This is a genomic window from Exiguobacterium sp. s131 (assembly GCF_018617345.1).
In the GTDB taxonomy this organism is placed as follows: Bacteria; Bacillota; Bacilli; order Exiguobacteriales; family Exiguobacteriaceae; genus Exiguobacterium; species Exiguobacterium profundum.
The window spans coordinates 1,644,383-1,668,580 of the sequence record NZ_JACSJX010000001.1 but is presented as its reverse complement, the minus strand read 5'-3'; the positions used below and the strand labels follow the sequence as shown (position 1 = coordinate 1,668,580).

Below are 24,198 nucleotides of genomic sequence, written 5' to 3'. Positions count from 1 at the left end.
GGTACAATACAGTTGAGGTGATCACAGATGATAGAATGGTTTGCAGTCGACTTAATCAAACAAGCGGGAGAACTGATTCGTCGCGAGATTGATCAAAGTTATGAAGTGGAACGAAAGACGGGAAAAGGGGACTTGGTCACTGAAATCGACCGCGCGGTGGAACAACTGATTGTCCGTCGAATCCAACAAACATTTCCGGAACATCAGATTATGGGGGAAGAGGGGACGACAGATCAGCCAGAACAATTGACCGGTACCGTCTGGTTTGTCGACCCGATTGATGGGACGTTAAATTTTATTCATCAAAAACGTATGTTTGCCATCTCTATCGCGATCATGATAGATGGAGTCGTGGAATATGGATTCGTCTATGACGTCATGGCGGATGAGATGTTCATGGCGCGGAAAGGATACGGGGCGACGTTGAATGGTCGGACGTTGACGACCCTTCATGAACATCATGTCCGAGACGCGTTTTTAAGTATGAATGCGACGTGGGTCACGCCGAACCACCAGATTGCCCCGGAAATACTCGCTCCGATTGTACGGGACTCGATTGGGACGCGAGCTCATGGTGCTGCATCGCTTGAATTAGCCTGGCTTGCTGCCGGTCGCGTGGACGGCTACATCACCATGCGCAATATGCCATGGGATTATGCTGCTGGAAAGTTACTCGTTGAAGAGGTAGGCGGGCGTGTCGTTTCCTTATATGGTGAGCCGATTCGGTATGACGGAAAAACATCTGTCTTGGCTGGGAGCGATTCATTCGTCAATGACGTCATCAAACATTACGTCATCGCAAAAGGGGTCACGGCTGAAGTAAAACCGGACTTACACATCGTGGAACATGATTCGTATGAAGAAATCCGCGACTTACTCGTCTTGGCGAATCCGAATGAAGCGATGGTCCGGGAACAATTCGAGGAAGGTCGTACGTACAAAGCGTTACTCGGTAGTGAGATTGTCGGTGCGTATATGCTCGTTTCACACGAAGGCGATCGGGTTGAACTCGTCAATATCGCAGTGAAACCCGAACGTCAAAACCAAACGATTGGTCAACGCTTGTTACAAGACGCAGTGAAGCGGGCCACGATGATTGGTGGGAAAGAACTACTCGTCTGTACAGGAAATTCAAGCATCATGCAGTTGCGTTTTTACCAACAAGCCGGATTCCGATTCGATTCAGTGGAACGCGATTATTTTCGTAATCACGGGTACGATGACATTGAAGAAGATGGGCTCGTTTTACGCGACCGCATCTGCTTGACTCGTCCGCTATAAAAGCAAGTTAAAAGGGTTACTCCGACATGATCCCGGAGTAACCCTTTTTTTATGATTGATGGTCTGAAAGAATGCGGCGACGCAATTGAATACCAAAGAATGTCGCTATGCCACTTAACACGAGGCTTCCCAAGATAATGGCGGCGCTCCCCTCGGCCACCCCGATTCCAATGCCGACGAATCCTGCGACAACGGCCGTTGCGATCAATACAAACATTAGCTGCATGGAGGTTCCTCCTTATTTTCTCTTCTCTTCCCTATTGTATGATAAAAAACACGAGATGAAAACGTTCACAGTCGATTCCACTCGACAAAGGTACTGTGACGTGTGCTATACTCTTAAAGTTGAAGAAAAGTTGAAATTTTTTAAATAAGAGAGGAATAACTACATGAACGTAAGAACAAACCTTCGTAACGTAGCCATCATCGCGCACGTTGACCACGGTAAAACAACGTTAGTCGATGAATTATTGAAACAGTCTGGTACTTTCCGGACGAACGAGGCAGTCGCAGAACGCGCGATGGACTCGAACGATATCGAGCGTGAGCGCGGAATCACGATTCTCGCAAAAAACACAGCAATCGATTATAAAGAGACTCGCATCAACATCGTAGATACACCAGGTCACGCAGACTTCGGTGGAGAAGTTGAGCGAATCATGCGTATGGTAGACGGCGTTATTCTTGTTGTCGATGCGCGTGAAGGCTGTATGCCACAAACACGTTTCGTATTGAAAAAAGCTCTCGACCAAGGACTTCGTCCGATTGTCGTCGTCAACAAAATCGATAAGCCGATGGTTCGTCCACTCGACGTTGTCGATGAAGTTGTTGATCTCTTGATCGACCTTGGCGCAGATGAAGATCAACTTGAATTCCCTGTCGTCTACACATCAGCAGTCAGCGGTTCAAGTTCGTTCGATCCTGACCCAGAAAAACAAGAAGATACAATCACGCACGTGCTCGACACGATTCTTGAAAACACGCCGGCTCCAGTGGACAACTCAGACGAGCCACTTCAATTCCAAGTGACGATGCTCGACTATGACAACTACCTCGGTCGTATCGGTGTAGGTCGCGTCTTCCGTGGGAAAATCAAAGTCGGTGAGCAAGTATCGCTTTGTAAGACAGACGGTACGGTGAAGCAACTTCGTGTCACGAAATTGTTCGGTTACTTCGGCCTCAAGCGCGTCGAAATCGAAGAAGCAAAAGCAGGGGACTTGATCGCTATCGCCGGAATGGAAGATATCAACGTCGGTGAAACGGTAACGCCAGTCGGTAAAGAAGAGCCACTTGCGCTCCTTCGCATCGATGAGCCAACGCTTCAAATGCGTTTCATGACAAACAACTCTCCGTTCGCAGGACGTGAAGGCGATTTCGTGACAGCACGTAAAATCGAAGAACGTTTGATGAAACAACTCGAGACGGACGTTTCACTCCGTGTCGAAAATACAGATTCACCAGACCAATGGATCGTATCAGGACGCGGTGAGCTTCACCTCGGGATCTTGATCGAGAACATGCGTCGTGAAGGTTACGAGCTCCAAGTGTCGAAACCACAAGTTATCATCCGTGAAGACGAGAGCGGCACGAAAGTTGAGCCGTTCGAGCGCGTTATCATCGACGTACCTGAAGAGTATACAGGTTCAGTCATGGAATCGATTGGTCTCCGTAAAGGTGAGCTTGCGAACATGAACACGAATGACAACGGTCAGACGCGTATGGAATTCCTCGTGCCATCACGTGGTCTCATCGGTTACCGTAACGAATTCTTGTCAGCGACACGTGGATACGGAATCTTGAACCATACGTTCGAAGAGTATCGTCCGTATATCGCTGCTGATATCGGTGGCCGACGTAGCGGTGTTATGGTATGTATCGAAAACGGGAAGTCGACGGCTTACTCAATCGGTGCCCTCGAAGACCGTGGGACAATCTTTATCGAGCCAGGTACGGATGTGTATGAAGGAATGATCATTGGGGAATGTAACCGTGACGTTGACCTTGCCATTAACGCCGTTAAAGGGAAGCAATTGACGAACATGCGTGCTTCTGCAAAAGACTCGACACAAGTCTTGAAACGTCCGCGCGTCTTCTCGCTTGAAGAGTCGCTCACGTTCTTGAACGATGACGAGTACTGTGAAATCACACCGGAGTCAATCCGTCTTCGTAAGAAAATCTTGAACAAGAACGAACGCGAGAAAGCTGACAAGCGTCGTAAACTTGGTAAAGAATAAGTTAGCAGAAAGGGGACGCTTCGGCGTTCCCTTTTGCATGGAATAGTGTAGAATGGATGTGTATGAAATAAAGGGGGACTCTTTGTCTTGAAAGCTTCTCAAACAATCGATATCACACAGATTGACGTTCCGTGGATCGCTTCGATGCTAGGTGTCGGCAGTGACCCGAATGACTTTTCCGTCGGGTTCAATGCACTCGTTGTCACGGTCATCTTACTGACAATCCTTGTCTTTAAACTTGGTTTTGCGAAACAATTGGCATGGTGGAAGTCGCTCATCGTCTATATTCTCCTTTCACTTGGAGCAGGTACGATGGCACTCGTCTTTTTCACATGGCCAATCCCGGAAGTGCTTGCCGTCATGGCAATCGTGTTAGCCATTTATCGTGGTCGCCTTTGGTGGAACCGTCGTCAAGATGCGGTAGAATCATAAAAAATACGGGCGTCTCTTCGGAGGCGCCCGTTTGCATTACCAATTTCGTTTCTGTCGAAATGTAGGATATAACTTGAACTGTCCAGATGCGGCGCGTTCAGCCGTTCGTTCGCTGATTCGCTCCTGACACTCTTGACACATATACGTTTTCGCCGGTTTGTTACGCAAGCGTTTTGCTTCAAACGACCATGAGTCGATGGTCTCGACTTTATCGCAAAGAGAACATTTTACACGCATCTTTTCACCTTCCTCTATACGATGAGTATAGCATGATTTCAACCGTTAAAAGCAGGGAATTGAACCGGTAAGGGAGAATGGTACAACCATACCCGGTGAAAAGGAGGGGAGTTGAATGGCGAGTAAGGCAACGTTTGAACTGACAGCTGCGCAAGAGCGCCTATTGAACGACATGCCGTTAACATTTCTCGTCGGTTTCGACGAGGCGAAGCGTTGGCCGATCAGCCATGCGATCAGTTGGGTGCAAGCGTTAGATGCTGTCACGGTCCGGTTCGCATTGACAAGAAATTCACATATCGTGACCATTTTGACGACAGAAAAGACGGCTGGCCTCATTTTTATCGAAGATGGTCAGTCCTATCATGTTTTACTCTCAGCGATTCGAGAGTTCGATCCGGCGGTTAAACCAAGCCTTCATCTTCGTTTTTTTGAAGGACATGTCGAAGAAGTGAGGAACATCTCGTTTTATGGAGCAGCTTACGCACAGCCCGAAATCACGAAAACGTATGATATTCGAGCGGCGGAAAAGCTTGACCGTGAAGTGAAAGAAAGTCTTCATTCTTGAATACCATCCTATATTCGAGGGGCGGCAAAGTCTATGAAAAAAACGTATGTACTCGATACGAACGTACTCCTACATGATCCGCTATCCTTATTTCAATTTGAAGAACACGACGTGGTCATTCCAGCCATCGTCCTAGAAGAGTTAGATGGAAAGAAACGAAACATGGATGAGGTCGGGCGGAATGCCCGTGAAACGTCACGTGTCCTCGACCAGCTCCGGACATCGGGAAAACTCCATGACGGGGTCCCGCTTGAAAACGGAGGACGTCTGTTTGTCGAAATCGGTCATGAACACCAGGTCGATATTCCGTTCGATGTCATGACAAACGATAACCGTATCCTACTCGTTGCCTTAAAGTTAATGAAACAATACGAGCATGACGCAGGTCGAAAGGTCGTCGTCGTCTCAAAAGATATATTGGTCCGTGTCAAAGCGGACGCCATTGGAATTGATGCAGAAGACTATTTGACAGATCATATCGTTGATACGACGGACTTATACGCCGGCTATCGAGAGATTGAAGTCGATCAGTCGCTCATCGATGAATTTTATAAAGTTCGTCAATTGCCGACGACGGCCTTGACGAAACAAGTGCTATATCCGAATTCATTCGTCGTCTTGAAAAGTAATGTGTCGAAAGCGAGTGCGCTTGCTGTGGTCGATTCGCTTCAACCGATTTTACGACCACTGGCACTCGATGCAGATCATATTTGGGGAATTCATCCACGAAACGTTCAACAGCGGATGGCACTCGACCTGTTGCTTCGAGATGACATTCCGTTTGTCACCTTACTTGGGAAAGCCGGTACCGGGAAGACGCTCCTTGCCCTAGCAGCAGGGCTCTCGCTCGTCGAGGATGAACAGCGTTACAATAAGCTCGTCGTCGCTCGCCCGGTCGTGCCGATGGGGAACGATATTGGTTACTTGCCAGGGGAAATGGAAGAGAAGCTTCGTCCTTGGATGCAACCGATTTATGATAACTTGGAATTTTTATTTAATGCGAATTCAAAAGACGAGCTCGGGAATATTCTAGCCGGTATGAAATCGATTCAGCTCGAGGCGCTCACCTATATTCGAGGTAGAAGTATGCCGGACCAGTTCATCATCATCGATGAGGCACAAAACTTAACGAAGCACGAAATTAAAACCATTCTCACCCGAGTCGGTGAAAACTCGAAAATCGTACTCGTCGGCGACCCGTATCAAATCGACCATCCGTATTTGGATGAATACTCGAACGGCTTGACGTACGCGGTGGAACGCTTCAAAGGACAAAACGTCTTCGGACACGTGCAACTCGTGAAAGGGGAACGTTCGTCACTTGCACGATTGGCGGCTGACCTACTATAAGAAAGATACAAATAACGCCGAGCTTCGTGCTCGGCGTTATTTTGTATCGAGTTGTAACGACTGGACGTTCGTCCGTTCTAAGAAGGCATTCGAGATCATAATCAATCCCGTGATGATGAACAGGGCAGAAAATCCGAAGTGTGCCACGATTTGGGATCCAAATAGCGGTCCGAGTAGATTCCCCATGAACTGAGCGGACTGATTGTATGAAAAGATGCGCCCCGTCGCAGAGACCGGCGTATGCTGGCGCAGTAGCGATTGAACGGACGGCATCAAGGCGGCCGTTGCGAACCCGATTCCGAAACGCAACAAGATGAGTTGAGTCGTTGAGGTAACGAATGCTTGCGGAATCAAGAAGAGGCTATAGAGGAGCAGTGCCCAAAACAAGATGCGCTCCGCTCCGTGTCTGTCCGATAACCGTCCGAGACGCTGCGCCGAAACGAGAGCGGCCAGTCCCGGAGCGGAGGCGACAATCCCTGCCATGAAGGCGAGCGCGGTAGTGTTCGGATTCAATTCACGTACGTATAATGTCAAGAGTGGTCCGATGGATTGTGTCGAGAACTGAATGAGGAACGTTGTCACAAACAGACCGACAATCAACTGTGGATGTCGCAGTGAGGCGAAAATCGATTTCATCGACGCGAGTTCTTCGCGTTTCACTGGGACAAAATCTTCTTTTACGAACCAAAGCGTGATGAGGAACGTCAGGAAGAGTGCACTTCCGGTAAAGAGAAAAACGGATCGAAGCCCAATCCAGTCTGCGAGCAGTCCGCCGATGAGGGGACCGAGTAGACCACCAGTGATTCCACCGGTTGACAGGGTACCGAGCGCCCAGCCACTTTTCTCTTTTGGTGTCTGAGATGCGACTAACGTGATGCCGGCTGAAATAAATCCAGACACGGCCCCCATGAGTAAACGCAACCCGACGAGTTGATATACGTCTTGGACGAAGCTGATGAGGAACATGACGATGGCCATCCCGAGACTGGCTCGGATGAGCATCAGCTTTCTTCCTTTTCGGTCAGCCAAGCGTCCCCACATCGGAGAGACGATGGCGGCTACGAGGAACGTCGCGCCGAACGCAATCGCAGACCAAGTGACGACGTGGTCCGGATCCTTTACCCCGAGTTGTTCGATGAACAATGGAAGGAATGGAAGGACGAGGCTCATCGACGCGGCGGTCAAGAAGCTACCGATCCAAACAACCATTAAATTTCGTTTCCATAGAGGTATCGTAAGCGTCACGACCTTTCTTATTCAATTTGTAGTCAACACTCTATATACTACACTTTGTGAACTAAAAAGTCCAAAAAAAGAGAAGGTGTGACCCTTCTCATTGATTGCTTAATACGGTGATATGATTGACTTGGCGAATGACCTGATCCTCATATAATACATAGACAGGTCCGTCAGTAAGTACTTTTCCGTCTTTTGAAAATTGTAAATATACGCGCGATGCCTCGCTGAGCGATAGAGTCAATATAGTCTCACCGTAAAAACGGACATGTGTCGCGAGCTCAATCGGTTCGGCATTGTTTAAAAAAGGCGCGAGCGGCATGGCGAACGAGTCGCGTAATGCTGCATCCTTGTCTTGTCGCGACATCGGTTTGTTGTGGTCGATTCGAGTTCCTTGTGACAATCCGTCATCCCATGCTTTCCCCATTTTCGCATAGTATGCCTCACGGTCATTCTCCGTCACCGAGTCCAAATCTTCAATCTTTCGTTTTCGTTCGTCAAAAATCCATACGGTCGGGTCGATCGTCAGACTGTGGCGAACCGCTCCATCAAGTGGAAAAATCATGCTTATATCCCCCTTCATACACATTACACGTTTCATTATAGCGCTCTTTCTCGTAAAATGGAAAAGAGGAAGAATGTCGCGTTCATTCATACTGTACATTGAATTATGACGAAAGATAATGTACAGTTGAGTTATGACAAACAGTCTGTCATCGTACGGAGGAGGGGTCGTAGTGGCGACAAATTTGGCTGCAATCCAACGGGAGCAAGCGCTTCAATTACTCGAGGCGGATGCTGAAAAAATCCGTTGTCTGATTGAAGTACAGTTAGAAAACCTAAAAATGCCGAAGTGCCCGCTTTATGAAGAGGTGCTTGATACACATATGTTTGGACTATCGCGCCAAATTGATTTTGCGGTTCGTCTTGGACTCATTTCAGACATTGAAGGTAAAGGACTGCTCGATTCATTGGAACAAAAGTTATCTGCTTTGGCAGAAGCTTCAGAATTATGAACCTTATACTCAAACTGTGCAAGTGGCGCTGTTTGAGTATTTTTTTATAAGGGTTGTCGGATTGTTTTACATAAGGAAGTGAATACATGAAAACACGGTTTCGGTATTTTGATTTTGCGTTGTTTTTGTCAGTGCTCTTGCTCGTCGGGCTAAGCTCCATCATGATTTATAGTGCGAGCGTTTGGAATCGTGGGGATTACGCAAATAGTAGTCTATTCTATCGCCAGCTCGTTTACGTTGGAATCGGAATCTTTGTCTATTTGATCGCGACGTTGTTCCGATATGAGATGTTTCGGAAAAAAGGCATTCGCCTCGGTCTTTATGCGCTTTCTGTCATCTTGCTGTTTGTCACGTGGGCGATGCCGCCATTGAACGGGGCCCGGGCTTGGCTCATCATCGGCGGAATGACCATTCAACCGGTCGAGATTGCCAAATTTGTCCTCATCATACTGCTTGCGAACTACTACCATGAACTATGGAATAATGAGTTGAAAGGACTCCCGGGTCGACTAGCGCGGGCCGCTATCACGAAAAAAGGGTTGCGCGCTCAAATCGGCGCCTTCTTCTTAGTACCGGTTCTCTTTTACTTCTCGTTCTACGCCATCGCAATCAATGGACAGCCGGATATGGGTGGGTTATTCGTTCTCGGTTCCATCATGTTGCTCATGTGGTTCGGTGTCGGGGCGCCGCTTCGAATTTTGATTCCGGGGATTTTAGCTGGGATGGGTACTGTATTCGTATTGTTCACGACCATCTTCTCGGAGAATCAACGAAGTCGGATTGAGGTCGTGTTCAACCCGTTCATGGACCCGGAAGGATATGGACACCAATTGCTCATGTCGATCATCTCGATCGTACATGGTGGATTGACCGGAGTCGGACTCGGGAACAGTTTTCAAAAGTATGGGTATTTGCCAGAACCAGAAACCGACTATATCATGTCGATCATTGCGGAGGAGTTAGGGTTCTTCGGTGTATTGACGGTTTTGGTCCTACTCTTCTTCATCGCCTTTCGCGCGATTCATATCGCCAATCATGCGGATAGTCACTTTGCGATGTTCGTATCGTTTGGGATTGCCTCACAAATTATGATCCAGACGGCCATCAATATCGGTGCGATGTCCGGTTGGTTCCCAGGGACAGGCGTAACCTTGCCACTGGTCAGTTATGGGGGAACATCGCTTATCATGATGATGGGTGTTCTCGGGGTGCTCAGCAGTATCTCGATGCGTAACCGTCATCGAGAGGCGACACGACGAGAAGAAATTCGGGTGAAGTCAGAAGAAAACGTTCAACGCTCATCGTTTCACGTCGTCAGATAAGGAAACAAATAAACTTCATTAACGGGGGGATTTCATTTGAAACCAATTAAAAAGTTACTTGTTGCAAACCGTGGGGAAATTGCCATTCGCGTATTTCGCGCGGCGACAGAGTTAGACATTCGAACGGTAGCCGTCTATTCACAAGAAGATAGCGGCTCATTACATCGCTTTAAAGCCGATGAGGCCTACTTGATCGGTGTAGACAAAAAACCGATCGATGCGTATCTCGATATTGAAGACGTCATTCGCATCGCTAAGGAGTCAGGCAGTGATGCGATTCACCCGGGATATGGTTTCCTTTCGGAGAACATTGAACTCGCACGTCGTTGCCGTGAAGAGGGCATCATCTTTGTCGGACCGCATGAGTCACATTTACATGCGTTCGGGGATAAGGTACGAGCACGTCAGAGTGCGATTGCTGCGGGTCTTCCTGTCATTCCGGGTTCGGATGGACCGCTCACATCATATGAAGACGCGGAAACATTTGCGAACGAGCACGGATTCCCGCTCATGGTCAAAGCGTCGATGGGTGGCGGAGGCCGCGGAATGCGTGTCATTCGTACAGAAGCGGAAATGAAAGATTTGATTGAACGAGCAAAATCAGAAGCGAAGCAGGCGTTCGGTTCTGACGAAGTGTACATAGAAAAACTCGTCGAACGTCCGAAACACATCGAGGTGCAGATTCTTGGAGATGAGCACGGTCACATCATCCACTTGTTCGAGCGTGACTGTTCGGTTCAGCGCCGTCACCAAAAAGTCGTCGAAGTGGCGCCGTGTGTGACCTTGTCTGATGCATCACGCCAAGCGATTTGTGATGCGGCGGTCCAACTCATGCGTCACGTCGGTTACGTCAACGCCGGTACGGTCGAATTCTTGGTGACCGAGGACGAGTCGTTCTACTTCATCGAGGTCAACCCACGTATTCAAGTGGAACATACAATCACAGAGATGGTCACAGGCTTTGATATCGTTCAAACACAATTGATGATCGCGCAAGGTGAGTCGCTCCACGGCGATATGATTCAAATGCCGAAGCAAGAAGACATTAAACTTCTCGGTTATGCGATTCAATCACGTGTTACGTCTGAAGACCCAGGCAACAACTTCATGCCGGATACTGGGAAAATCATGGCTTACCGTTCTCCAGGCGGCTTTGGTGTCCGTCTTGACGGTGGAAATGCGTATGTCGGTGCAGAGATTTCACCGTACTACGATTCACTTCTCGTGAAATTGTCCACACATGGCATGACATTCGAACAAGCGGCCTCGAAGATGGTTCGAAACTTGAACGAGTTCCGGATTCGCGGAATCAAGACGAACATTCCGTTCTTGATTAACGTCATGAAGCACCCGAACTTTATCAATGGAGATTACAACACGTCATTCATCGATGAGACGCCAGAACTGTTCGTCTTCCCGAAACGAAAAGACCGTGGGACGAAACTGTTGAACTATATCGGGGACGTGACGGTGAATGGATTCCCGGGTGTCGGTCTGAAAGACAAGCCGATCAGCCGTTCGGTGCGAATCCCACATGACCTCCCAGCAGAAGCGAAGCCAGGGACGAAACAAATTCTTACAGAGCTTGGACCGGACGGCCTCGCCGATTGGATCAAACGTCAACCGGAATTGTTGCTGACGGATACGACGATGCGAGATGCCCATCAATCGTTGCTCGCGACGCGCATGCGGACACAGGACATTTTGAACATTGCCGAACCGACAAGCAAACTCATGCCAGAATTGTTCTCGGTCGAGGCGTGGGGTGGAGCGACGTTCGACGTCGCCTACCGCTTCTTATCCGAAGACCCATGGGTACGTCTCATGAAGCTTCGTGAGAAGATGCCGAACGTCTTGATTCAAATGTTGCTACGCGGTGCGAATGCGGTCGGATACAAAAACTATGCAGACAACGTCATTGAGAAATTCGTACACGAAGCGGCATATGCCGGAGTCGACGTGTTCCGAATCTTTGACAGTCTCAACAACTTAGAATCGATTCAATTGGCAATCGATGCGACACTTCCGACTGGGAAAGTGGCGGAGGCGGCCATCTGTTATACGGGAGACTTGTACGATGGCAACCGTCCGAAGTACCACCTTCCGTATTATATCGACCTCGCGAAGAAACTTGAGGCGAGTGGTGCGCATATCTTGGCAATCAAAGATATGGCCGGTCTATTGAAGCCGGAATCGGCCTATGCACTCGTATCGGCATTGAAAGACGCCGTGGACTTACCAATCCACTTGCATACACACGATGCTTCCGGTAACGGGATCTTCACCTATGCTCGTGCGACAGATGCCGGTGTCGATATCGTTGACGTTGCAGCGAGCTCGATGTCAGGGATGACGTCACAGCCTTCAGGTGGAAGTTTGGTCTACGCGCTCAACCACCACGAACGTCAGCCGAAGGTCGACCCGAAACAATATGAGATCATCAGTGACTACTGGCAAGACGTGCGTCATAACTATGAACCGTTTGAAAGTGATATGCGTGCCCCGCATCCATCCGTGTATGAGCACGAGATGCCGGGTGGACAATATTCAAACCTCCAACAGCAGGCGAAAGCGGTCGGGCTTGGAGACCGTTGGGGCGAAGTCAAGGCGATGTATGCCCGAGTGAACATGTTGTTCGGGGACATTGTCAAGGTGACGCCCTCATCTAAAGTTGTCGGTGATATGGCGCTCTTCATGGTCCAGCATAACTTGACGGAAGAAGATGTGATGACGCGCGGACACCAGTTGGACTTCCCGGACTCGGTCGTCGAAATGATGCGTGGTGAATTGGGGACGCCTCCAGGTGGATTCCCGAAAGATGTACAACAAGTCATCTTGAAAGGGGAAGAGCCATTAAACGTTCGTCCTGGTAAATTGATCAAGCCATATGACTTTGAATCGGCACGCCAAGAACTATTCGAAAAATTCGAGCGACCGGTGACGGACTTTGAACTTCTTGCCCATGCGCTTTATCCGAAAGTGTACGAAGACTATATCAAACATACAACGACCTACGGGGATGTATCGGTGCTCGACACGTTGACGTTCTTCTACGGATTAAACGTCGGGGAGACAATCCAAGTTGAAATCGAGACAGGAAAAACATTAATCATCAAGCTCGTACAAGTGAGTGCGGCGAATGAAGATGGCATCCGCCTAGTCTCGTATGAGATGAACGGGGTACCACGTGAAATCGAGATTAAAGATGTCAATGTCAAATCGGCAACGACAAGCCGTCCAAAAGTCGATCGTTCGAACGCAAAACAAGTCGGTGCATCGATGCCGGGGTCTGTCTTGAAAGTATTGGTCGAACCAGGAAGTCGCGTTCACCGTGGGGAGCAGTTGCTCGTCACAGAAGCGATGAAGATGGAAACGACAATTCAAGCGGCACAAGATGGTGAGATTAAGGCCATCCATATTAAAGAAGGCGACACAATACAAAGTGACGACTTGTTGATTGAATTTGTATAATCAAAAGAAGCATAGCGCGCTATGCTTCTTTTTTGTAGATGGGAGTGGAAATCATGAGACGAGTATGTTGGTTTCGTTCAGATTTTAGACTGACCGATAATCATATGTTACACCGTGTATTGAAAGATATGGGGGAAGGAGATGACCTAGACTTCGTCTTTTGGTTGAATCCGAAATACTGTCACCCATTCGAAGTGCGGCATGACTATTTCTTCTCGACGATGCGAACGTTCATGGATGATTTAGAAGCGAAAGGGTTAGGGCTTCGTGTCCTCGTCGCGGAGACGGAGGATGCGTTCGTGAAACAGCTCGGCGAGATGGATGTGCTCTATTTTAATGCGGAGTATGTGGAACCGTTCAAACAGCGGGATGACCGTGTGATTGAAGCACTTAGTGAAGAGGTTAAAGTCGTACGACTCCTTGACCGGCATCTGTTTCATCCCGATGCGTTCCGTACAAAAGGTGGCGATCCCTATAAGGTGTTCACCCCGTTCAAAAAAGCGGCGTATGCCGAACAGCCACCCGCACCATATGAGGTTGATGTCGATCGTTTATCTCAGTACATCCGTTCAAAGAATGAACAACCGAGTGAACTGAAAGAGCTCTTCAAGCGATGTAAACGTGAATGGAAAGGGCTAGGGGAAACGGAAGCGAAGAAGCGATTGACCCGCTTCGTCAATGATCGCATGGTCGATTATGACGAGAAGCGTGACATTCCGAGCATCGCGGGGACGAGTCAACTATCTCCTTATTTACGGACAGGTGTGTTGTCGATTCGCACGATCGCCGAACAAGTGTTGTCGGCGAGACAATCAAAAGGGCGCGACACGTATTATGATGAGCTGTTGTGGCGCGAATTTTATTACATGGTCATGGTAAAGTTCCACGGATTGAAAGATCAACCGTTCAATGATAAATACAAGTCGATTGAATGGGAGGACAATGAAGAGCAGTTCGAAAAGTGGTGTAACGGGGAAACCGGGTATCCAATCGTCGACGCCGCGATGCGTCAGTTGAACGAGACAGGGTGGATGCACAACCGCCTACGCATGATTGTTGCATCTTTCCTATCGAAACATCTCCTTCTCGATTGGCGAAAAGGGGAACGGTATTTCGAGCAAAAGCTGATCGATTATGAGGCAGCGTCGAATATCGGGGGATGGCAATGGGCGGCCTCAGTCGGGACGGACGCTGTTCCGTATTTCCGTATTTTCAATCCGACGACGCAATCCGAGCGATTTGACCCTGATGGGACGTTCATCCGGAAGTATGTGCCGGAGCTGAAACAAATAACAGATAAATCGATTCACTTTCCGGACCCGACAGAGCGAGACAACTATGCCATGCCAATCGTCGATCATAAAGAAGCGAGAGAGCGTGCCCTCGAACGATTTAAAGCATTGTAAACTAAAAAGCGCCGTGGCGCTTTTTAGTTTGGTTATCCGTTCATGTTTTTCAATTGTGCCCCGTCTTGTCGCGCTGTCGACCGATACGCGTGATAAGAGAGGTATGACAGGATACCGAAGTAGCACGTGATCAAGAATGCGTGAAGGAGCGGAACGTAAGTCGCGTGTCCCCCAAGAACGATCCATGCACCTGTACCGACTTGAAGCAGGATGAAGAAGAGAGACGCCATCATGCCGCGCTCAATCAATCGATTCATTTCTTTACGTGCCAAGTAAAGAACATACAACGTGTACAAGACGAGTAGCCCGGCCATCACACGGTGTCCCATCTGCACATACGACTCAAACGTCCACACTTCTTGTTCACAAATCGGCCAACCGACACAAGCATATGTAGCACCGAGGTGACGGACGTAAGCTCCGGTGTAGACGACAATCATCGTATAGATCGAGAGACCGTAAAGATGAGATCTCAACCGTCTCGATACGACTTGATGCTCTCGGTCACCTTCGAATAACAGAATCGTCAAAATGAGTAACGATGCGAACGACACGAGAGAAATGCCGAAATGAAGGGCCAGGATGGCGTCCGACTGTTGCCAAATGACCGCGCCCGCTCCAATGATCGATTGGATGAGCATAAAGATAAATGCGAGAAACGCGAAGATTTTCACATCGACCCGATGTTTGACCGCGATGAACGTCCAAATGGCGAGCGCAATGATGAGAAGACCTTCGATTCCGGAGACTACCCGGTGACTGTATTCGATCATCGTTTCAACGCTTGGGTTGGTTGGGATTAATTTTCCATGACAGAGTGGCCAGTCCGTCCCACAACCATCTCCTGAATCCGTCTTCGTCACGGTTCCACCCATGATGAGGACAAGCATCATCCCGAGGGTGACAAACCCTGAGAAAAACGCGAGTTTTTTATGCATGCAATACCACCTGCTTCTAATCAAAATCCGTTAAAAATGTACCTTGTTTATTTATATTTTTTTCGCCATACTTATTATACGGCTTTCTGTTCAAAAAACGAAATGGAAAAGCTTGCAATCGTTATCAAAAACGTTATTCTAATATTAGTAAAGCACATAAGGTGTGACAAATATCACACTATTGACACAAAAAACTCGCTATTTTACAAGCATAAAGGGCGTATTTTATAAAAAAATATGGTATCTTTGTAGAGAGTTAAGTGTATTTTGTTCATATTGTGTTTTTTCTGTGAAGAGAATGCGAGGATTTCGTGATTATGTGGGGGGGTCAGTATGACAAAAGTCAACCCAGGGATGATGGTAGATGTAGAGTATACAGAATCAACGTCATTCCGAGATTACGTCGCCTTAGCGAAAATGGGAATCGTTCGCGCCAACCTGTTGTTGGTGTTTGCAGGATTCTTCGTGGCAGCGACGTACCAGAGCGATACGCCAGTCCTTTACTTGTTTGAAGTTTGGCCACAGCTCTTATTAACGATGTTAGGAAGCGCACTCGTGATTTCGGGGAGTTGTTACCTAAACAACTTTGTGGACCGAGATATCGATTACTTAATGGATCGTACGGACAATCGACCGAGTGTAACCGGCAAGATTTCAGGAGAGAAGATTCTACTCCTTGGATTGACACAACTTGCAATCGGAACACTTCTTTTGCTCCTTGTATCGTACGTCGCCGCAGTATTCGGTTTAATCGGGGCATTTTTTTATGTCGTGATTTATACGATGTGGCTGAAGCGTACGAGTACGCTCAATACGGTCGTCGGTAGTATTTCAGGAGCCGTTCCACCGCTCATCGGTTGGGCAGCACTCGATCCGACACTTCATATCGATGCGTGGCTCATGTTCCTTGTCATGTTCTTATGGCAACCACCACACTTCCTGGCGCTCGCCATGCGACGGACGGAAGAGTATCGAGCGGCAGGCATTCCGATGCTTCCGGTCGTGAACGGATTTGCCATCACGAAACGGCAAATCATCTGGTGGATTGCGACGCTGATTCCGGCATCGCTCTTATTTATGCACTATGGTCTTGTTTACTTGACAGTCGCAGCCGGTTTAGGGGGCTACTGGTTGTATCTCGGGTTGAAAGGATTCAACGCCGAGGATGAAATCAAGTGGGCAAACAAAATGTTCTTCTATTCATTAATTTATTTAGTCGTGTGGATTATCGCGCTGATTTTGACAGCACTCTGGTGATCGCACTCACTATATAGAAAACCATTACACATCATTTTGGGAGAAAGTGGGGATTGTTGTGAAATCATTTAAGAAGCTTCTGTTTGGCATCGTCCCGATGATGATGTTCGCAGTCCTGTTATCAGGTTGCGGTCAAGAGGGATTGTCTGCATTGAAGCCGATGGGAGAAGGGGCTGAGCTTCAGCTCCGCATCATTCTCATCAGTTTGGCAATCATGCTCTTCGTACTCATCATCGTCTCGGTCATTTACGTGTACGTGCTCATGAAGTTCCGTCGGAAAGATGAATCGATTCCGAAGCAAGTTGAAGGTAGCAGTACACTCGAGATGATTTGGACAGTCGTTCCGATTATCCTTCTCATCATTCTCGCTGTTCCGACAATCACGACGACTGTCGAACTCGCGAAAGCGAAAGAAGCGAAAAAAGAAGAAGAAATCAACGTTACAGCTAACTTGTACTGGTGGGAATTTGAATATCCAGAAGCAGGTGTTGTGACAGGGCAAGAGCTCGTCATTCCAGTCGGAAAACGAGTCGGCATCAACTTGACGTCTAAAGATGTCATTCACTCATTCTGGGTACCAGCTTTATCTGGTAAGACAGATACGAACCCAGGACTTGATAACGAAATGTGGTTACATGCAAATGAACCAGGTACTTACTACGGGAAATGTGCTGAGCTTTGCGGTCCGTCACATGCCCTTATGGACTTTAAAGTCATCGCGCTCGAGCAAGAAGAATATGATCAATGGCTCGCTGACATGAAAGCCAAGCAAGACGAGAACGGTGAGAATCTCGTCGCAGACAACACGAACTTGACGACAGGTGAAGAAGTGTATGTCCAAAGCTGCTTGAGCTGTCACGGCGGCGGTAAAGTGGCACCAAGTTTGACGAACTTCGGTGATCGTGAATGGCTCGCAGGTTACCTCGAAAACAACGAGGACAACTTGAAAGAGTGGATTCGTGACCCGCAAGAGAAGAAACAAGGGGCTCTTATGCCAGGATTCAATGAAGGTCAAATCAGCAACGAAGAATTAGATGCACTCGTTGACTTCTTGTATGAGCAGAAGATTGACTAACGGGAAAAGGGGGATTTCACGTGGCACAGACCACTGCAATGCAGCAATCGCGTAAATACAATGGCATCATGGATTGGATTACGACGGTTGACCACAAAAAAATCGGTATTTTGTATTTGTTCTCAGGAATCTTCTTCCTCCTTCTCGGTGGAATTGAAGCATTACTGATTCGTTGGCAACTCGTCAAACCAATGAACGATTTCGTCAGCGGTGAGACGTTTAACCAGTTGATTACGATGCACGGGACGACGATGATCTTCCTTGCGGCCATGCCGATGCTATTCGGTTTCATGAACGCCGTCGTACCACTTCAAATCGGGGCACGCGACGTTGCGTTCCCATTCATTAACTCATTAGGTTTTTGGTTGTTCTTCTTCGGTGGAGTCATGCTTAACTTGAGCTGGTTCTTCGGAGCAGCACCAAACGCAGGGTGGACGGCTTACGCTCCACTTTCAACACAACCGGAAGCGACAGGGGTAGACTTCTACACTCTCGGTCTTCAGATTTCAGGTTTCGGTTCATTGATGGCCGGGATTAACTTCCTCGTCACCATCTTGAACATGCGTGCGCCAGGAATGAAACTCATGCGTATGCCACTCTTCACATGGACGACTTTCGTTGCATCGGCATTGATCGTTTTCGCATTCCCACCACTTACGGTCGGATTGTTCATGTTGATGTTCGAGCGACTCTTCGGAGCTGCTTATTTTGACCCGGCACTTGGCGGGAACGTTGTCATCTGGGAACACCTTTTCTGGATCTTCGGTCACCCGGAAGTATACATCTTGATCTTACCGGCATTCGGTATTTTCTCGGAAATCATTCCGACATTTGCGCGTAAACGCCTCTTCGGTTACACGACGATGGTCTTCGCGACAATGCTCATCGGTTTCCTTGGATTCATGGTTTGGGTTCACCACATGTTCACAGTCGGTCTTGGTCCAGTTGCCAACTCGATCTTCGCTGTTGCAACGATGGCGATTGCCGTACCAACTGGTGTTAAAATCTTTAACTGGCTCTTCACACTGTGGGGCGGTCAAATTAAATTCAACGTCGCCATGCTTTACTCAGTCGCGTTCATTCCTTCATTCCTCGTTGGTGGGATGACAGGGGTTATGCTTTCAGTCGCACCGGCTGACTATCAGTACCACGACAGCTACTTCGTTGTCGCTCACTTCCACTACGTTATCGTAGGTGGGGTTGTATACGGTCTCTTCGCAGGACTTTACTACTGGTTCCCACTCATGTTCGGAAAAGCCCTTTCTGAAAAGCTTGGATACTGGCAGTTCTGGTTGTTCTTTATCGGGTTCCACTTGACGTTCTTCCCGCAACACTTCCTCGGATTGTTCGGTATGCCACGTCGAGTCTTCACATACCTCGATGGTCAAGGTTGGGATACACTCAACATGCTCTCGACAATCGGTGCATTCTTCATGGGTGTGTCAACGATTGTCTTGCTCATCGCTGTTGTGAAAGCTTTCTTATCGAAAGACCGCGTCAAACCAGACCACTGGGGAGACGGACGTACGCTTGAGTGGACACTTCCTGTTCCGACTCCAGAGTACAACTTTGCACAAACACCACTCGTCAAAGGACTTGATACGTTCTGGCTCGAGAAAATGGCAGGCAACAAACGCGTGTCAGTCGCTGAGGAAGTTTCGGACATTCACATGCCGAATAACTCGCTCATTCCGTTCTTCATGTCACTCGGCCTCTTTATCGCAGGACTCGGTGCCATCTTCCAGATGGATAACACGGTCGTCGGTTGGTCATTGATTGGATTTGGATTAGCGATGACGTTCGTCTCGATGTTCCTACGTTCTTGGATTGACGATCACGGCTACTACATTCCGAAGTCACAAGTCGAAGCAGACTTGAAAGCGATTCGTGAGAAAGGAGAACAATAAATGGCACATGCAGTTGAAAAACACCCAGTGACCGGTATCCCGGCCAATCCAGAGAAAGCAACACTGGAAGGGAAAAATAAATATGTGGCCTTCTGGTTCTTCCTTGGTGGAGAGACAGTCCTCTTCGCCTCGCTCTTTGGAACATACGTTGGTCTCTTGAACTCTGGTGCGCCAGAGGAATTACGTTCGTATAACATTTTCGAAATGGAGCTCGTCTTCATCATGACGATGCTCCTCCTCACAAGTTCACTTACAAGTGTCCTTGCGATGATGAACATGAAAGCAAACAATCCAGGGCGTATGAAGCTTTGGTTGATTGTCACACTCCTTCTTGGTGCCGGCTTCCTTGGTGCTGAGATTTACGAGTTCATTCACTACTACCACATCGGTCACACGTTCACATCGAGCGCATTCGGTTCAGCCTTCTATACGTTGGTTGGTTTCCACGGTGCGCACGTAACGTTCGGTCTCCTCTGGATTACGACACTCTTGATTCGTAACTGGAACCGTCCGATCGATGTATACAATGCACCAAAGTTCTATGTATCGAGTCTATATTGGCACTTTATCGACGTTGTTTGGGTCTTCATCTTCTCAATCGTCTACCTCTTAGGGATGGTGAACTAATATGGAAAAACGAGTAATGAACGAATCTCACAAGCAGTTAGAGCTTGAAGTAAAAGCAGAGTCGAAACGTGAGTATCAGCTTCAATTGATCAGTTTCGCAATGATGATTTTACTCACATTCGTGGCATTCGGCGCCGTCTATGCGGAATTGATGCCAGTGTGGGCAGCAGGTGGTTTCTTAATCATCTTGGCGGTCATCCAAGTCTTCCTACAGTTATATATCTTCATGCATATGAATAACCGTGGGAACACATGGATCGTTGTCATGATGTGGCTAGGCATCTTTGTCGCCATCATCACGGTCGCTGCACTCCGCTTACTCATTTGGTAATTGTGACAAAGGATTGAACATCTGTGGAAACACGGATGATTCGGTCCTTTTTCCTTTACTTCAAAAATGAATGAATAGTAATCTTGAAGTGAACGGTTTCAAAGGTTAGGGAGAGAAAGAAAAGGGGTGAACGGATGCTCTGGAATACGTCGGAGCTGCTCAATCAATTTGATTGGCTCACGTTATGGAGTCCGCTGTTCGGATTGCTCATGGTCGGGATTTATGTGTTATACGCCGTCGTGACAGAGAGAATGGCGAAGCGAGGATATGCCTCGACCACGTTATTACAAAAGTTTAGTATGTTGTTTGCGATTGTTTTGTATTACATCGGTTTTGGAAGTCCAATCGATGTCATGGCACATATCATTTTATCGGTGCATATGTTCCAAATGGTGCTCGTCTATATTTTGGCACCGGCACTCGTCGTTTACGGTCTACCGTACTGGGTGTTTGAAAAAGTACTTAGCTTCAAATGGATTGGGCCGACGTTCAAGTTTTTGACGAAGCCACTGATTGCGCTTATTTTATTCAACGCATTGTTCTCGATTTACCATATGCCGGTCGTATTTGACTACGTCTTGACGAACTATGGCGTTCACCGGATTTTCCACGGTGCCCTTCTCGTCTTTAGTTTGACGATGTGGTATCCGGTCATCGTTCCACTCGTCTCAGACGAAGAGGAAGGCATGTCCGATTTGAAACGAATGGTGTACATTATCGCCAACGGGGTCTTATTGACACCTGCCTGTGCGCTCATCATCTTCAGTCAAACGACGCTCTATAATGCGTATACGGACCCGCAGACGTTTGCGACAGTCCTTGGCTACTGTCTCCCGAACGGTGACGTTTCTGGAATCGATTTAGAGGCGTTGATGGGAGCGACGAACAGCGCGCTCGAAGATCAACGATTCGGTGGGGTTCTCATGAAGCTCGGTCAAGAGATCGTGTACGGCTTCTTCTTCGGCTGGACGTTCTTCGGCTGGGTGCGTCGGACGAAATCGCTTGCTCTTGATGAAGGCATGTCATTCACTCCGCAAGAAACAAATGAAAAAAATTAAACAGAACATAAAGGGGAAACATTGATGAACTATCTTGCCTTAATTAGTGTGTCATTCATCGTCATCAGTGCGATTCTTGTCGCCATCGGGTGGGTGATTATCGCAAAAGACCGCAGCAACATCGAAAAACATAAAAAGGTGATGACGGCCGCCGCGATTGCAGCGACGACGTTCTTCATCCTTTACGTCTCACGTACCATTTTTGTCGGCAACACGGCATTCGGAGGACCGGATTCAGTGAAGCCGTTCTATCTCGGTTTTATGATTTTCCATATTCTTCTCGCGACAACAGGTGGTATCCTCGGATTGATTACGCTCTATCTCGGTTATAAAAACAAGATCGAGAAACACCGGAAAATCGGACCGAAAGCGTCAGTCGTCTGGTTCTTCACGGCCATTACGGGTGTGACGGTTTACATTCTTCTCTATGTGGCATATGACCCAGGTGAAACGACGAACGTATTCCGCGCGATAATCGGAGGATGATCCATAGAGAGGGAGAGCTGTATGAAACGGAATAGCTATTTGACGGTCGGTTTGACCGTCTTGACGCTTGTCGTCATCGGAGTAGCCGTGTATTTTGTTTTCTTCAATCAAGACGACCTACCCGTCATTCAAGAGCCAACCCCGTTCACATTAACGAACGCATTAAATGAAGAGACCTATGATTCCGACAACGGAAAAGTGAAGATTGTGACGTTCTTCTATACGAACTGTCCAGATATTTGTCCGCTCACGTTACGTGATTTCATGAAGCTCGAAAAAGAATTGAAAAAAGAGAACTTATACGGATCGGACGTAGAACTCGTTGCGATCACGGTTGACCCGGAGGTGGATACCGTGCCCGTTCTGAAAAATTACGGGGAAGCATTCCAAGCGGAGCCGACTGGATGGAAGATGTTGACGGGAGACCAGGTAGACATCGATCGGATCACGCGCCAGCTACAGTTCTATTATTCGAAGGCGAACAGCGGACTCGTGACGCATGCGACGACGATGTACGTCATCGACCGCCATCATGATGTCCGGGCTGTCGCGCAGATGGCAACGGCAGGGGATGAACCGGTCGATATCGAATCTATCATGGAGGACGTTAAAGTGCTCGCGAATGAAAAGGAGTGATCACCATGAACGATACGATGGCTGTGATTGGGAATGACTATTCATACGGAGACGTGACGATTGCAGAACGGGCGATTGAAGATTTGATCGCGTGTAGCGCGATTGAATTCGGCTTGAAAGAAGTGAAAGTCGTCTCTCGCTCGAAAGACCACTATGATTATCAAATCATTGCACCATTATCACTCGTCGAGGCAGAGCGATTGTATCGCTATGTTCGAGACCAATTCGATTTATTGCTCGGTCAAGTCGATGTGACGTTGACCGTCATTGCGACATGACATAAAGGAGGACCCGCAAAGGGCCTCTTTTTTTATATGCTCGACGCTGTGTTTCTCATGACTATATCTTCCAGAGGCGAACTTTGCTATACTAAATACTAAATCGAACAAATGTTCGTTTTTAGAAATGGAGGAGGGTGAAATATGCAGAACCAGGCTTTAGTCGTTATTGACATTCAAAATGACATCACGAAAAATTACAAAGCAATCATCGACAACATCAATAAAGCAATCGATTGGGCGGTCAAAAAGAAATTACATATCGTCTATATCCGGCATGAAAATTTATCGGCGGGGACGAGAACGTTCAAAACAGGAACGCGAGGAGCGGAATTAGCACCAGATTTGAAGCTCGTGTCCGATCACGTGTTTACAAAATACAAGGGCAACGCTTTGACGAGCGAAGCGTTTGTGACGTTCATTGAACAGCATCACATCGATACGTTTTATATCACTGGGGCTGATGCGACCGCCTGTGTGAAGTCGACTTGCTACAATCTGCGGAAATCTGACTATGCCGTTAGCGTCTTCTCGGATTGCATCACGAGCTACGATTTGAAAAAAATAGAAGATATGATTATATATTATAAAAGTAAAGGGTGCGTGATCATCGAATCAAAGGACTTGTCGGCGTAAATTGCCAAACAACGTTTGACTCGACTTATGTGAGCCTATAAGAAAAACCCCTTCGCTTATGCAAGGGGTTTGACTTCTAATGTTTCTGCGAGTGCTTTTAGACGGCGCTCACAGTCGCGGACGATTTCTTCTGGGAAGACTTCATCGTATTCAACACCGTGTGGATAATAATGCTTTCCTAAAATCGGTGTAAGCATTTTGACAACAGCGTGACGATCTTCGATTTGACCTTCGATCGCGTATACAGGTAAGCGAAGATAGAATGTTTCGCCAGTCGATTGTTTCTCATATTTCATGTCATACGTGGCACGCTCGTAATCCCAAGCACCTTCACGGATGAAATGATGATGATCCATGATCGTCTCGAGCAAACCAAAACGGATTTCTTTTCCCTCGATGTGGAACTGCTCAAATTTCAT

Annotated in this window: 25 protein-coding genes; 19 read left to right on the top strand and 6 right to left on the bottom strand. The window is 47.8% G+C overall.

Features of this window, described 5'->3' with window-relative positions; all coding sequences use genetic code 11:
* Positions 1-27: 27 nt before the first annotated feature.
* Positions 28-1,281 (top strand): inositol monophosphatase family protein, encoded by a 1,254-nt coding sequence (locus KNO69_RS08645; RefSeq protein ID WP_214687885.1) that lies wholly within the window; start codon positions 28-30, stop codon positions 1,279-1,281.
* Between the two features lie 49 nt (positions 1,282-1,330).
* On the opposite strand, the gene KNO69_RS08640 is transcribed toward KNO69_RS08645, so the two are convergent.
* Entirely contained in the window at positions 1,331-1,507 is a 177-nt protein-coding gene (locus tag KNO69_RS08640) for a YlaF family protein (RefSeq protein ID WP_214817375.1), read from the bottom strand.
* 163 nt (positions 1,508-1,670) lie between these two features.
* Here KNO69_RS08640 and typA point away from each other — a divergent pair, with 163 nt between their 5' ends.
* Positions 1,671-3,515, top strand: coding sequence for a translational GTPase TypA (typA, locus tag KNO69_RS08635; protein ID WP_214817372.1), 1,845 nt, complete (start codon positions 1,671-1,673; stop codon positions 3,513-3,515).
* A gap of 87 nt (positions 3,516-3,602) precedes the next feature.
* Entirely contained in the window at positions 3,603-3,947 is a 345-nt protein-coding gene (locus KNO69_RS08630) for a YlaH-like family protein (RefSeq protein ID WP_015881270.1), read from the top strand.
* Positions 3,948-3,983: 36 nt separating this feature from the next.
* On the opposite strand, the gene KNO69_RS08625 is transcribed toward KNO69_RS08630, so the two are convergent.
* Positions 3,984-4,184 (bottom strand): YlaI family protein, encoded by a 201-nt coding sequence (locus KNO69_RS08625; RefSeq protein WP_015881271.1) that lies wholly within the window; start codon positions 4,182-4,184, stop codon positions 3,984-3,986.
* A gap of 115 nt (positions 4,185-4,299) precedes the next feature.
* Here KNO69_RS08625 and KNO69_RS08620 point away from each other — a divergent pair, with 115 nt between their 5' ends.
* Together KNO69_RS08620 and KNO69_RS08615 are read left to right on the top strand one after the other, a co-directional pair.
* Entirely contained in the window at positions 4,300-4,749 is a 450-nt protein-coding gene (locus KNO69_RS08620; RefSeq protein ID WP_015881272.1) for a PNPOx family protein, read from the top strand.
* 33 nt (positions 4,750-4,782) lie between these two features.
* The gene (locus tag KNO69_RS08615; RefSeq protein ID WP_015881273.1) at positions 4,783-6,099 is read left to right on the top strand and encodes a PhoH family protein; all 1,317 of its coding nucleotides are present in this window, start codon (positions 4,783-4,785) and stop codon (positions 6,097-6,099) included.
* A 36-nt stretch (positions 6,100-6,135) separates the two neighbouring features.
* On the opposite strand, the gene KNO69_RS08610 is transcribed toward KNO69_RS08615, so the two are convergent.
* Both KNO69_RS08610 and KNO69_RS08605 read right to left on the bottom strand, forming a co-directional pair.
* The gene (locus tag KNO69_RS08610) at positions 6,136-7,308 is read right to left on the bottom strand and encodes a multidrug efflux MFS transporter (protein ID WP_240499801.1); all 1,173 of its coding nucleotides are present in this window, start codon (positions 7,306-7,308) and stop codon (positions 6,136-6,138) included.
* Between the two features lie 124 nt (positions 7,309-7,432).
* A complete protein-coding gene (locus KNO69_RS08605; RefSeq protein WP_015881275.1) occupies positions 7,433-7,900 on the bottom strand; it encodes a hypothetical protein in 468 nt (155 codons plus the stop codon).
* Positions 7,901-8,072: 172 nt separating this feature from the next.
* Between KNO69_RS08605 and KNO69_RS08600 the strand changes: the two genes are divergently transcribed.
* The 4 genes from KNO69_RS08600 to KNO69_RS08585 all read left to right on the top strand — a co-directional run bounded on the left by KNO69_RS08600 (position 8,073) and on the right by KNO69_RS08585 (position 14,550).
* The gene (locus KNO69_RS08600) at positions 8,073-8,351 is read left to right on the top strand and encodes an Fpa/YlaN family protein (protein ID WP_015881276.1); all 279 of its coding nucleotides are present in this window, start codon (positions 8,073-8,075) and stop codon (positions 8,349-8,351) included.
* Positions 8,352-8,437: 86 nt separating this feature from the next.
* Positions 8,438-9,673, top strand: a complete 1,236-nt coding sequence (locus KNO69_RS08595) for an FtsW/RodA/SpoVE family cell cycle protein (RefSeq protein WP_214817370.1) — start codon at positions 8,438-8,440, stop codon at positions 9,671-9,673.
* 36 nt (positions 9,674-9,709) lie between these two features.
* On the top strand, positions 9,710-13,144 hold the full coding sequence (locus KNO69_RS08590; protein WP_078146632.1) for a pyruvate carboxylase: 3,435 nt from the start codon (positions 9,710-9,712) through the stop codon (positions 13,142-13,144).
* Positions 13,145-13,197: 53 nt separating this feature from the next.
* Entirely contained in the window at positions 13,198-14,550 is a 1,353-nt protein-coding gene (locus KNO69_RS08585) for a cryptochrome/photolyase family protein (protein WP_214817369.1), read from the top strand.
* Positions 14,551-14,582: 32 nt separating this feature from the next.
* On the opposite strand, the gene KNO69_RS08580 is transcribed toward KNO69_RS08585, so the two are convergent.
* The gene (locus KNO69_RS08580; RefSeq protein ID WP_015881280.1) at positions 14,583-15,488 is read right to left on the bottom strand and encodes a COX15/CtaA family protein; all 906 of its coding nucleotides are present in this window, start codon (positions 15,486-15,488) and stop codon (positions 14,583-14,585) included.
* A gap of 333 nt (positions 15,489-15,821) precedes the next feature.
* Between KNO69_RS08580 and cyoE the strand changes: the two genes are divergently transcribed.
* The 10 genes from cyoE (at position 15,822) to KNO69_RS08530 (ending at position 23,779) form a co-directional block, all read left to right on the top strand.
* Positions 15,822-16,745 carry a heme o synthase gene (cyoE, locus tag KNO69_RS08575; protein WP_015881281.1) on the top strand — a complete coding sequence of 308 codons (924 nt, stop codon included), beginning with the start codon at positions 15,822-15,824 and terminating at the stop codon, positions 16,743-16,745.
* Positions 16,746-16,842: 97 nt separating this feature from the next.
* The gene (gene coxB, locus KNO69_RS08570; protein ID WP_214817884.1) at positions 16,843-17,820 is read left to right on the top strand and encodes a cytochrome c oxidase subunit II; all 978 of its coding nucleotides are present in this window, start codon (positions 16,843-16,845) and stop codon (positions 17,818-17,820) included.
* 38 nt (positions 17,821-17,858) lie between these two features.
* On the top strand, positions 17,859-19,727 hold the full coding sequence (ctaD, locus tag KNO69_RS08565) for a cytochrome c oxidase subunit I (protein WP_214817876.1): 1,869 nt from the start codon (positions 17,859-17,861) through the stop codon (positions 19,725-19,727).
* Complete coding sequence (locus KNO69_RS08560) at positions 19,728-20,354, top strand: cytochrome (ubi)quinol oxidase subunit III (protein WP_015881284.1); 627 nt, start codon at positions 19,728-19,730, stop codon at positions 20,352-20,354. It abuts the gene before it with no gap.
* 1 nt (position 20,355) lies between these two features.
* Positions 20,356-20,685, top strand: coding sequence for a cytochrome C oxidase subunit IV family protein (locus KNO69_RS08555; protein ID WP_078146634.1), 330 nt, complete (start codon positions 20,356-20,358; stop codon positions 20,683-20,685).
* A gap of 134 nt (positions 20,686-20,819) precedes the next feature.
* Positions 20,820-21,743 carry a cytochrome c oxidase assembly protein gene (locus KNO69_RS08550; RefSeq protein ID WP_078146635.1) on the top strand — a complete coding sequence of 308 codons (924 nt, stop codon included), beginning with the start codon at positions 20,820-20,822 and terminating at the stop codon, positions 21,741-21,743.
* Between the two features lie 24 nt (positions 21,744-21,767).
* Positions 21,768-22,229 (top strand): DUF420 domain-containing protein, encoded by a 462-nt coding sequence (locus tag KNO69_RS08545; protein WP_015881287.1) that lies wholly within the window; start codon positions 21,768-21,770, stop codon positions 22,227-22,229.
* A gap of 21 nt (positions 22,230-22,250) precedes the next feature.
* A complete protein-coding gene (locus tag KNO69_RS08540) occupies positions 22,251-22,865 on the top strand; it encodes an SCO family protein (RefSeq protein ID WP_015881288.1) in 615 nt (204 codons plus the stop codon).
* 5 nt (positions 22,866-22,870) lie between these two features.
* Positions 22,871-23,143, top strand: a complete 273-nt coding sequence (locus tag KNO69_RS08535; protein WP_078146636.1) for a hypothetical protein — start codon at positions 22,871-22,873, stop codon at positions 23,141-23,143.
* A gap of 144 nt (positions 23,144-23,287) precedes the next feature.
* Positions 23,288-23,779: a cysteine hydrolase family protein gene (locus KNO69_RS08530; protein ID WP_078146637.1), complete on the top strand. Its 492-nt coding sequence runs from the start codon at positions 23,288-23,290 to the stop codon at positions 23,777-23,779.
* Between the two features lie 56 nt (positions 23,780-23,835).
* Here KNO69_RS08530 and KNO69_RS08525 read toward each other — a convergent pair whose 3' ends face one another.
* A complete protein-coding gene (locus tag KNO69_RS08525) occupies positions 23,836-24,198 on the bottom strand; it encodes a YugN family protein (RefSeq protein ID WP_015881291.1) in 363 nt (120 codons plus the stop codon).

Bases quoted from the DNA above. Each gene is read 5' to 3' on its own strand.
- KNO69_RS08645 (WP_214687885.1), top strand. From the start codon at position 28: ATGATAGAATGGTTTGCAGTCGACTTAATCAAACAAGCGGGAGAACTG.
- KNO69_RS08640 (WP_214817375.1), bottom strand. From the start codon at position 1,507: ATGCAGCTAATGTTTGTATTGATCGCAACGGCCGTTGTCGCAGGATTC.
- typA (WP_214817372.1), top strand. From the start codon at position 1,671: ATGAACGTAAGAACAAACCTTCGTAACGTAGCCATCATCGCGCACGTT.
- KNO69_RS08625 (WP_015881271.1), bottom strand. From the start codon at position 4,184: ATGCGTGTAAAATGTTCTCTTTGCGATAAAGTCGAGACCATCGACTCA.
- KNO69_RS08620 (WP_015881272.1), top strand. From the start codon at position 4,300: ATGGCGAGTAAGGCAACGTTTGAACTGACAGCTGCGCAAGAGCGCCTA.
- KNO69_RS08615 (WP_015881273.1), top strand. From the start codon at position 4,783: ATGAAAAAAACGTATGTACTCGATACGAACGTACTCCTACATGATCCG.
- KNO69_RS08610 (WP_240499801.1), bottom strand. From the start codon at position 7,308: ATGGTTGTTTGGATCGGTAGCTTCTTGACCGCCGCGTCGATGAGCCTC.
- KNO69_RS08605 (WP_015881275.1), bottom strand. From the start codon at position 7,900: ATGATTTTTCCACTTGATGGAGCGGTTCGCCACAGTCTGACGATCGAC.
- KNO69_RS08595 (WP_214817370.1), top strand. From the start codon at position 8,438: ATGAAAACACGGTTTCGGTATTTTGATTTTGCGTTGTTTTTGTCAGTG.
- KNO69_RS08585 (WP_214817369.1), top strand. From the start codon at position 13,198: ATGAGACGAGTATGTTGGTTTCGTTCAGATTTTAGACTGACCGATAAT.
- KNO69_RS08580 (WP_015881280.1), bottom strand. From the start codon at position 15,488: ATGCATAAAAAACTCGCGTTTTTCTCAGGGTTTGTCACCCTCGGGATG.
- cyoE (WP_015881281.1), top strand. From the start codon at position 15,822: ATGACAAAAGTCAACCCAGGGATGATGGTAGATGTAGAGTATACAGAA.
- coxB (WP_214817884.1), top strand. From the start codon at position 16,843: ATGATGATGTTCGCAGTCCTGTTATCAGGTTGCGGTCAAGAGGGATTG.
- ctaD (WP_214817876.1), top strand. From the start codon at position 17,859: ATGCAGCAATCGCGTAAATACAATGGCATCATGGATTGGATTACGACG.
- KNO69_RS08560 (WP_015881284.1), top strand. From the start codon at position 19,728: ATGGCACATGCAGTTGAAAAACACCCAGTGACCGGTATCCCGGCCAAT.
- KNO69_RS08555 (WP_078146634.1), top strand. From the start codon at position 20,356: ATGGAAAAACGAGTAATGAACGAATCTCACAAGCAGTTAGAGCTTGAA.
- KNO69_RS08550 (WP_078146635.1), top strand. From the start codon at position 20,820: ATGCTCTGGAATACGTCGGAGCTGCTCAATCAATTTGATTGGCTCACG.
- KNO69_RS08545 (WP_015881287.1), top strand. From the start codon at position 21,768: ATGAACTATCTTGCCTTAATTAGTGTGTCATTCATCGTCATCAGTGCG.
- KNO69_RS08540 (WP_015881288.1), top strand. From the start codon at position 22,251: ATGAAACGGAATAGCTATTTGACGGTCGGTTTGACCGTCTTGACGCTT.
- KNO69_RS08535 (WP_078146636.1), top strand. From the start codon at position 22,871: ATGAACGATACGATGGCTGTGATTGGGAATGACTATTCATACGGAGAC.
- KNO69_RS08530 (WP_078146637.1), top strand. From the start codon at position 23,288: ATGCAGAACCAGGCTTTAGTCGTTATTGACATTCAAAATGACATCACG.
- KNO69_RS08525 (WP_015881291.1), bottom strand. From the start codon at position 24,198: ATGAAATTTGAGCAGTTCCACATCGAGGGAAAAGAAATCCGTTTTGGT.